Source organism: Xenorhabdus sp. SGI240 (assembly GCF_040081915.1).
Taxonomy (GTDB): Bacteria; Pseudomonadota; Gammaproteobacteria; order Enterobacterales; family Enterobacteriaceae; genus Xenorhabdus; species Xenorhabdus bakwenae.
Window position 1 is genome coordinate 41,313 of record NZ_JBEBMB010000082.1, and the last position, 7,872, is coordinate 49,184.

Below are 7,872 nucleotides of genomic sequence, written 5' to 3' on the forward strand. Positions count from 1 at the left end.
ATTTTTAGTGTTATCGCCCTTGCTATTTCTGGACTTGAAGTGCAAAATGCGTGCACTAAAAATAACTGGTGTGTAAATATGCACCAGTTATTTTTTTTGCTTTGAGTTATTTTTTACAACACCAAGCGGCCGGATACAGTTCCGGATCGATATTGACCATAAGCAACCAAAATTAAACAGAGGTTGCTGTACTGAGGAATGCAAATATGGAGCAACTATTCTCTTTTGCACTTGTGCCAATTGGCGCTCGTTGCTGCAACGATGACTACGGGGCATGTTCCTCTGTCAATTCACCGTCCTCCAATTCTTCTTTCTTTTCTGTTTATAGACAGATGCGAAGTCAACCCAGTAACTATCGATTAAGTAGTTGTATCAGTACTCAGATCGAAGTTATGGGGGATTTCGCTCATGTCGCATAATACCACCACTCCAACTGCACTTGGTATTAACCAAGCCAGTGCTGATAACCGTGTTCAACTGAGAAGAACATTGACTCTGTTTCAAGTAGTCATGATGGGGCTTGCTTATATGCAGCCAATGACTATTTTTGATACATTTGGTATTGTTTCTGGCCTGACCAGCGGGCATGTTGCAACATCTTATGCTATTGCATTGATCGCGATTTTATTTACAGCGTTAAGTTATGGAAAATTAATCAAGCGTTTTCCATCGGCGGGTTCTGCTTATACTTACGTACAAAAATCAATGAACCCTCACCTCGGATTTATGGTCGGTTGGTCTTCTTTGCTGGATTATATGTTGATGCCGATGATCAACGTGTTATTGGCAAAGATTTATCTGCAAACGCTGTTCCCCGGTATTGAACCGTGGATCTTTGTGGTCGTATTGACTGCAATTATGACAATTATCAATCTGAGTGGCATCAATGTCGTTGCTAATATTAATAGCATCGTCGTGATTGTCCAGATTGTTGTTATGGTAATACTTGTTGGGCTAATGGTTCGTGGTGTTTATAATGGAGAAGGTGCAGGAACGTTACTGAGTATTCAGCCATTTACATCAGAAGAAGCGCAATTAATTCCGATGATCACTGGTGCAACGATACTTTGCTTCTCATTTCTTGGGTTTGATGGTATTAGCTCTTTGTCTGAAGAAACACCAAATGCAGGTAAGGTTGTCCCCAAAGCGATTTTCCTGACTGCGTTAATTGGTGGCATGATCTTTATCACGGTCTCGTATTTCTTACAGCTCTATTTCCCGGATATTTCTCGGTTCAAAAACCCGAACGCCTCCCAACCAGAAATTATGCTTTATGTTGCTGGTGCGTTATTCCAGTATGTGATTCTTATATTCTCCACTGTCACGGTAATGGCTTCGGGTATGGCTGCACATGCGGGTGTATCTCGTTTGCTCTATGTTATGGGACGTGACGGCGTATTGCCTGAAAAAGTCTTTGCTTATGTTCACCCTAAATGGCGTACTCCAGCTATTAACGTGATATTGGTTGGTATTATCGCCTTATCAGCATGTTGGTTGGATTTGGTGACGGCGACGGCACTGATCAATTTTGGTGCGCTGGTTGCCTTTACGTTTGTTAATTTATCGGTAATTTCTCAATTCTATATTCGTGAACGTCGTAATAATACCTTGAAAGAAACCTTGAATTTCTTGATATTGCCACTTCTTGGTGCTGCGACTGTGGGTGTTTTATGGATGAATTTAGAATCAAATTCGATGGAGTTAGGCTTGATATGGGGAGGCATTGGTCTTATTTATATGTTTTTCCTGACTCGTCGCTTCCGTCAGCCAATGCCGCAGTTTACTGAATCATAATCAGAAAACATTGCAGTATTTTATTCTAAAAAACAGCATCGTCAGGTGCTGTTTTTTTTATTGAAATGACAAAATAGAGCGTAAAACAGACAAATCTTACCAAAAAGCATCATATAATAAGAAAATTTCCATGCCTGTTTTCATTAAAAGCCTGTCTGTCTGGCTCAAGTAAGGTAAGAGAACTATTATGAATGATGCCAAAAATCCTCCAAATCAGCAATTAATGGCCACTCTCACGAATATTGTTGGATCTTCTCATATTCTCACTGAACCTCGAAAAACGGAACGTTATCGTAGAGGCTTTCGTTCTGGACAAGGGGATGCCCTTGCAGTTGTATTTCCGGGGTCATTATTGGAGCAATGGAGAGTATTCAAAGCCTGTATTGAAGCTGACAAAATTATTTTGATGCAGGCAGCCAATACCGGATTAACGGAAGGCTCGACACCAAGCGGTAATGATTATGACCGCGATATCGTCATTATTAGTACCTTACGAATGGATAAAATTCAGATTCTTCAATCAACAAATCAAGTTCTTGCATTCCCTGGTAGTACATTGTGGCATTTAGAAAAAGTATTGAAACCATTGGGACGCGAGCCACACTCAGTTATTGGTTCGTCCTGTATTGGTGCATCCGTTATTGGGGGAATTTGCAATAACTCAGGGGGATCTCTGGTTCGGCGTGGGCCGGCTTATACTGAAATGGCTCTATATGGCCGCGTTAATGAGAAGGGAGAAGCTGAACTGATTAACCATTTGGGAATATCGTTGGGTGATCAACCTGAAGATATCTTGACTTGCCTGGAAGAGCAACGTTATCGAACCGAAGATATTCAGCATAGCGACAGGGCCGCTTCTGATCATGAATACTCACAGCGTGTTCGGGATGTTGATGCAGATACACCATCACGGTTTAATGCTGATGAGCGCCGGTTGTTTGAAGCCTCTGGTTGTGCGGGTAAATTGGTTGTTTTTGCTGTTCGACTTGATACTTTTCCGGCAGAGCCATCTTCACAGGTTTTTTATATCGGCACTAATCAACCCGAAGTACTGACAGAATTGCGGCGTCATATTCTATCTAATTTTCAGCATTTACCCGTTGCTGGTGAGTACATGCATCGGGATGTATTTGATATCGCAGAAATATATGGGAAAGACACCTTTGTTATGATTGATAAACTAGGCACAGATAAAATGCCAATGTTTTTTGATTTGAAAGGACGAATGGACGCACTTTCAGGTAAAGTGCCATTTTTACCCGCACATTTAACTGATCGTGTTATGCAGGGATTGAGTCGTTTATTACCCGCCCATTTACCCACTCGCCTGAAAGAATACCGAAATCGTTTTGAACATCACTTAATGCTGAAAATGTCAGGTGAAGGTATAAAAGAGGCGAATGAATGGCTGGAAAATTACTTTAAGCAGGCTGATGGGGCGTATTTTGCTTGTACTCCAGAAGAAGGGGCGAAGGCATTCTTACACCGTTTTGCAGCCGCAGGAGCCGCTATTCGTTACCAGGCTGTTCACAGCGATGAAGTGGAAGATATTTTAGCATTGGATATAGCCTTACGGCGCAATGATCGTGAATGGTTTGAAATTTTGCCAGCCGAAATCAGTAAGGCATTAGTCCATCGGCTATATTACGGGCACTTTATGTGCTATGTATTCCACCAGGACTATATTGTTAGAAAGGGCGCAGATATCCATGCATTGAAAACAAAAATGCTGGAAATTTTGCATCAGCGCGGCGCTGAATACCCGGCCGAACATAACGTTGGTCACTTGTATAAAGCTAAACCACAGCTTAAGCATTTTTATCAAGCGATTGATCCAACGAATACCCTAAATCCGGGAATTGGGAAAACCTCCAAGCTGAAAAATTGGGGCGGAGAGTGTGGTTGCTCAGTTGTCCGACACCAACATGATTAGTTTACTGTTATGACGGAATGAAAATAGAAAAAGACAAAACATCGGTGTTTGTCTTTTTCTTTCCTATTGGATGTATACTCGATAAACTTCAAGTTGCAATCCGCAAGACGACGCGAAGCCTTATATTTCCCCGCGCAGCGGGGAAATATAACACGCATCTTGAAGTTGGCTTGGTATAGAATTTACATCAAAGCCTTATTCGGCTATTTGGATTGTATAATCAACCAATGCTTTTAACTGGCGGCATTTTTCTTCATCAGACTGATATTCAATAAAAAGCTCTTCAATAGTTGCAAGATATCGGCTGATGTATTCCTGGGTTAATGTATTCTGACGATGACGCAGCCAACGTTGTTGCTCGTCATCGTCCAATGTTGCTGGATAGTTTCTCGCACGATAGCGGAATAGCAGCGGCTTAATGCGCACATCCTGAAACGTTAAATCCAGTGCAGGCAAGTTCTGGGGCGCAGTTTCTCTGATAATTTCCATGGCAGTTTTATCGGCATCACTGAAAAAACCACTATATAGTTTGGTATCGACATTATCAGATTCTGGAAATACTTCGGGATGGGAGAACAGTTCAACGACTTTCTCCCTGATTTGCGGATTATTGCGCAAGATAGCCAGATTTTGCTCACATTGATTGCGGTTTAATCCTACTCGCTCTGCGTCTTTTGGCCGTAAGGTATTTTCTGGTGCTATGATTGGGCATTTATTAATGTGCACAAGTTTAATGGGGACAGGGCGTTGATCTGGCAGTAACGCATCCCGTCGAGTATACAAGCGTTCGCGTAATTCATCTGCGCTGAGTTCCAGAAGCGGAGCGATATCACCTGCCAAATCGTACATGATAACCGCATTACGGTTAGTCGGATGCCACGCCAGAGGAGCGATAAGGCTAATATTGCTGCGTAAAACCCCAAACATGCCCGATACATGAACCAGAGGTTTCATTTGCGGGATATCGATTTGATTGCTGATTTTCTGTTTATTTCTTAACTGGAAAAAATAATCAAACAGTTTAGGTTGCGCTTTTTTCACCAGCTTTGCCATGGCGATAGTGGCATAAACATCGGACATGGCATCATGAGCGTGAGTATGCTCAATCCCATTGGCTTTTGTCAGGTGTTCCAATTTGAAGCTAGGTAATCCATCTTCATTGTCTGGCCAGACAATGCCCTCTGGACGCAAGGCATAGCAGGCGCGTAATAAATCGAGCAAATCCCAGCGCGAGTTGCCTTTTTGCCAGCTATAGGCATAAGGGTCGTAAAAGTTACGATAGAAAATATTACGGCTGACTTCGTCATCAAAACGAATGTTGTTATATCCAAGAATACACGTATTGGGTTTGCTGAATGCTTCATGGATTTGTCGGGTGAATTCGGCCTCGTTGACGCCTTTTTTCAATGCCAGCTGGGGAGTAATTCCTGTGATCATGACAGCTTCAGGATCGGGAAGATAATCATCAGCGGGAGCACAATACACCACCAAAGGTTCTTCAATGATATTGAAATCACTGTCAGTGCGAACTCCTGCAAATTGTGCGGGGCGATCTAAGGCCGGATGTTTACCAAAAGTTTCATAATCATGAAAGTAGAATGATGGTTGTTTGTTATCGGTAGACAAAGTTTTTTTCCGTAAGTTATTGGTGTTTATCTTTATGATTTTAATGATTTTATAAACTAAATTTAACTGTATTTTGCTTTAAATGTTTGATTGTGTCCTTTACTGTCTAGTTTCGTCCATGCAATATTAAGTACAGAATGAGTACAAATTAATATTTCTGTGAGTACAAAACGATATGGCTATTAGTGACACAAAATTACGCTTTATACATGGTAAACCATATCAGGGGAATCCTGAAATAACAGATATCGACGGACTTAGCGTCCGAGTGTCTCCCAAAGGGATGATCACGTTTCAGTGCCGTTACAGATTTAGCGGCAAACAACACAGAATTGGTATAGGCCGATATCCGGCTATCTCATTGCGGGACGCTAGGGCAAAAGCTGTAGAAATAAAAATTCTCGTTGAACAAGGGGTAGATCCTCGAACACTAAATGATTCTACAGAGAGAAAGATAACAACGTTGGATGATTGCATTAAATACTGGGCGGATACATATGTATATGTACAATTGAGACCAAAAACTCAGGCACTCTATGATGCTATGGTGATAAAAAACACATCTGGAAAATTTCCTAACACAGACATTGAGAAAATAACGTCCAGAGAGTGGATTGACTTATTTGCAGGGTTCGAGAAAGAGAATCCTAAAAAAGCGCATAAATTATTTATTCAATTAAAATCAGCTATTAACTGGTGCATTAGGCGGCAACTAATAGACTCATGCCAAATAATGAAAATCAACCCAAGAGATATTGGCGAAAGATCCAGTATAGGCGACCGGGTTTTATCATATCAGGAGCTTGCTAAAATTTGGCTAGCCATAGAGAGAAGCCGAGCATCGACATCTAATAAATTATTACACCAAATGGTGATGTTATGGGGATGTCGGTTGTCAGAACTTAGATTAGCCACTATTCAAGAATTCGACTTAGAAAATGAAATATGGACAGTTCCTTCCGAGCACAGTAAGACTAAAAAAATAATACGAAGGCCAATATTTGATGGCATTCGCCCACTTCTTGATAAGGCTCTTATCACCTACAAAGATATTCTTTTCCCAGGGCAGGATATTCGTGAACCAATTTCTATAGCGGCAGCAAACAGGTATGTAATACGAATTAGGGATGGTCTGGATATGGATAAATGGCGAGCACATGACTTCAGGAGGTCGCTTGCGACTCGCCTATCTGAGGAAGGTGTTGCCCCACATGTAATAGAAAAAATGCTGGGGCATGAGATTGGAGGGGTAATGGCTGTTTATAACAAGCACGATTGGATTGATGATCAGCGCGAGGCGTATGGTATTTATTTTGACAAATTGATGTGGCATCTTAGGAAGATAACTGACTGACACCGCCATCTTCTATCCACTTATAAAAATCCTTGCGTAGGTAGGCTTTAGGGCGGAGTTTTACTGGCCTTGGGAACTTCCTGCGCTTCTCGTAATCCCATAGTGTTTGTCGGGAAGTAATGCCTAGCTTTTTCATCACTTCGTCTTTTGATATTAATTTTTTATCCATCTTTCATCTCCTTCCGAATAATACGCCAGCACTGATTTAGCGCTGAATTTCATGTGGTTGAGTGGTTTAAATTGGGGTGTGTACTTATCGAGGACTGCGGTCACTGCGGTATCGTCGTATTTGGGTAGTTTTCTAAGCTCTTTCAGGCGATCCCTCGCCACCGTCCTCCTTGCGTTCTCGAATTCGCTAGTCATGGATATTGACTGTGACATCCTCCTTTTTTAAATATATTCCCTCAGCATCAAGAACGTTGATGATATGCGCCTTAAGAAAATCAGAGTCAGACTTATTTTCCTTGCGTAATTCCTCGACATAATCATCAAATCTATTTATATACTTGATAGTTCTTATCGCTACGTCAGCTTCATGCTGACTCATTGTGAAACTTGCTTTATTAGCTTTCATGCTATTTTCCTTAATTGTTCGTTACCGATATTGATTAAATAATCTCGCTCGACGGTTGTTATTATTCTGCGTGAGTTAGTGAATGGTCGCCAAATTAGCAATAAACTACCTTTGTTATTTCCATTTACTGGTTTTTGTGTTTCTGCGTTAACAAATGAAATCCTGCCACCCGTTATTAATCTGACCTCATCGACAGTTTCCATTGCTAATTTAAACCAGCCTACAGATGTATCAGAGGGAGCTAACATCACGACTGGTTGTAACTGTTTCTGACATTCGATAGCGGCTTTCTCCACCCATTTTGGAATATTGCTATAGGGGGGATTTACCCATATTGCGTCGTAACTCACCCAATCACATTCCAGTGCATTATCTCGTTCCGTGAGATAATGGGCACACAGGGTATTTTGAGCGTTGGCGGCGGCATCTAAATAAAATCCGAATTCTAAATCGAGTGCCAGAAATAACGGGAGTGGAGTTTGCCAGAGGTCGCGCAGTTCTTTTGAGGTATTACTGCCTCCGTAGTCACTCATCCCTCATTTTCCTCCTGTCCCGCTCATAATCCTCCCCGCACTCTTTGCTACAGAATGC

Annotated in this window: 8 protein-coding genes; 4 read left to right on the forward strand and 4 right to left on the reverse strand. The window is 41.6% G+C overall.

Translation table 11 applies throughout. From position 1 onward, the window contains the following. Positions 1-206 precede the first annotated feature (206 nt). The 3 genes from ABLA76_RS15370 (at position 207) to dld (ending at position 3,727) form a co-directional block, all read left to right on the forward strand. Positions 207-419, forward strand: coding sequence for a hypothetical protein (locus ABLA76_RS15370; protein ID WP_072059770.1), 213 nt, complete (start codon positions 207-209; stop codon positions 417-419). After that, a complete protein-coding gene (locus ABLA76_RS15375; RefSeq protein WP_047769303.1) occupies positions 409-1,794 on the forward strand; it encodes an APC family permease in 1,386 nt (461 codons plus the stop codon). The genes ABLA76_RS15370 and ABLA76_RS15375 overlap by 11 nt, the downstream gene beginning before the upstream one ends. A 187-nt stretch (positions 1,795-1,981) precedes the next feature. Further along, positions 1,982-3,727 carry a D-lactate dehydrogenase gene (gene dld, locus ABLA76_RS15380; RefSeq protein ID WP_348988588.1) on the forward strand — a complete coding sequence of 582 codons (1,746 nt, stop codon included), beginning with the start codon at positions 1,982-1,984 and terminating at the stop codon, positions 3,725-3,727. A gap of 195 nt (positions 3,728-3,922) precedes the next feature. Here the strand turns inward: dld and sbcB are convergent, their stop codons facing one another. Further along, positions 3,923-5,353: an exodeoxyribonuclease I gene (sbcB, locus tag ABLA76_RS15385; protein ID WP_348988589.1), complete on the reverse strand. Its 1,431-nt coding sequence runs from the start codon at positions 5,351-5,353 to the stop codon at positions 3,923-3,925. Between the two features lie 175 nt (positions 5,354-5,528). On the opposite strand from sbcB, the gene ABLA76_RS15390 reads away from it, so the two are divergent. Continuing rightward, positions 5,529-6,707 (forward strand): site-specific integrase, encoded by a 1,179-nt coding sequence (locus ABLA76_RS15390; protein WP_348988590.1) that lies wholly within the window; start codon positions 5,529-5,531, stop codon positions 6,705-6,707. Here the strand turns inward: ABLA76_RS15390 and ABLA76_RS15395 are convergent. The 3 genes from ABLA76_RS15395 to ABLA76_RS15405 all read right to left on the reverse strand — a co-directional run bounded on the left by ABLA76_RS15395 (position 6,688) and on the right by ABLA76_RS15405 (position 7,814). Continuing rightward, on the reverse strand, positions 6,688-6,876 hold the full coding sequence (locus ABLA76_RS15395) for an AlpA family phage regulatory protein (protein ID WP_047769296.1): 189 nt from the start codon (positions 6,874-6,876) through the stop codon (positions 6,688-6,690). The two genes, ABLA76_RS15390 and ABLA76_RS15395, sit on opposite strands and share 20 nt — an antisense overlap. A gap of 186 nt (positions 6,877-7,062) precedes the next feature. Beyond that, positions 7,063-7,281 (reverse strand): hypothetical protein, encoded by a 219-nt coding sequence (locus tag ABLA76_RS15400; protein WP_285810400.1) that lies wholly within the window; start codon positions 7,279-7,281, stop codon positions 7,063-7,065. After that, on the reverse strand, positions 7,278-7,814 hold the full coding sequence (locus ABLA76_RS15405; RefSeq protein WP_348988591.1) for a phage N-6-adenine-methyltransferase: 537 nt from the start codon (positions 7,812-7,814) through the stop codon (positions 7,278-7,280). Before ABLA76_RS15405 ends, ABLA76_RS15400 begins: the two co-directional genes overlap by 4 nt. Positions 7,815-7,872: the final 58 nt, after the last annotated feature.